Below are 1,562 nucleotides of genomic sequence, written 5' to 3' on the forward strand. Positions count from 1 at the left end.
TGTCTAGTTTCAGCGGATAGTTGACGTATGTCTCGGGGCATGGTTGACGTCATGTCCTGGGGCATGCCTGACGGGTGTCCTGGGGCATGGTTTACGGTCTGCTGATTGTTGACCGGTGTATGGATACACAATTGCAGCAGTCGGCATCACCATCCGTCGAAGGCAACGGGGATGTTCGCAGCGAGTTCCTGCGTAACAAGGCCATTGTCAACACGATCCTCTCGGGCGTGCCGGTTACGGAGGCGGCCCGCCGCTATGGAGTGACGCGCCAGTGGGCGCACGAGCTGAAACGTCGGTACGAACGGGAAGGCGAGGTCGGGCTCCTGCCGCGTTCCAAGCGCGCGCATCGCATCGCGAACAGGACCGACGCGCGTCTGGCCGGACGGATCGCCGCGATCCGACGGGAACTGGTCGCCAAGGGTTTGGACGCCGGCGCGGAGTCCATCGCCGCCCGCCTGGAGCGCGAGGGCGTCACGCCTCCCGCGAACTCCACGATTCACCGGATCCTCAAGGACGCGGGCCTGGTCAAGCCCGAGCCGCGCAAGCGGCCGAAGTCGTCGTACGCGAGGTTCGAGGCCGCATTGCCGAACGAGACGTGGCAGTCGGACTTCACCCACTGGCCGCTCGCGGACGGCACGGACGTGCTGATCGTCTCCTGGCTCGACGACCATTCGCGTTTCCTCCTGTATTCGCGCGCGTTCTCGACGGTCACGATGGAGACGATCGAATCATCGTTCCGCGAGGCGTGCTCCATGTACGGGATCCCCGCGTCCACGCTCACCGACAACGGGACCGTGTACACGACCCGGCTTTTGTCGGCCGAACCGGGATCGTTCGAACGTCTGCTCGCCCTGATGGGCGTGCGCCAGAAGAACGGCAAACCGTATCACCCCCAGACGCAGGGCAAGATCGAACGCTGGCACCGCACGTTGAAGCAATGGCTCATGGCCCGGCCCCTCGCACGCGATCTCGACGCGCTCGACAGGCAGCTCGACGAGTTCCGCCGCGAATACAACGAGGAGCGCCCCCACCGGGCGTTGAACCGTCGCACGCCCAAGGAAGCGTACGAGGCGAAGGGCAAGGCCGGCCCCGACCCCGAGATCGCCGCCCGCGAACAAGCCAGGCGCGACGAGGAAGCACGGCATGCGCGCGAACGGGATGCCATCGAAAGGAAAAGCGGACGACGCAGGCCGATCCCCGTCGCCGAGCGAACGGAACCCACGCGGGTGGATGTCACCGTCCCCGCCAAACTCCACAAGGTCAGCAAAGACGGCTGCATCAGGCAGAAAGGCATCGCGGGCGGACGGCGCACCGTCAACGTCGGCAGGAAGAACGCCGGCAAGACCATGGAACTGGAAATCAACCACGGCATCATCACCGTCATCGACCCCGCCACCGGCGAGATCCTCGCCGAACAGACCCTCGACACCACCCGCGACTACCAGTACCGCAAACCCGTACCCGGTGCCAACGATGCCCCAACACACATGTAAACCATGCCCCAGGAGACCCCGTCAACCATGCCCCAAGACATGCGTCAACTATGCCCCGAGACAATACAC

General features: G+C 64.6%; 1 protein-coding gene. It reads left to right on the forward strand.

The window, feature by feature from the left end; genetic code table 11:
- Positions 1-119: 119 nt before the first annotated feature.
- Complete coding sequence (locus tag AC1AYD_RS10655) at positions 120-1,493, forward strand: IS481 family transposase (RefSeq protein WP_476503409.1); 1,374 nt, start codon at positions 120-122, stop codon at positions 1,491-1,493.
- Positions 1,494-1,562: the final 69 nt, after the last annotated feature.

The sequence above is a fragment of the Bifidobacterium sp. LH_426 genome (assembly GCF_056356875.1).

Coding starts and splice junctions, on each gene's coding strand:
- AC1AYD_RS10655 (WP_476503409.1), top strand. CDS start 120: ATGGATACACAATTGCAGCAGTCGGCATCACCATCCGTCGAAGGCAAC.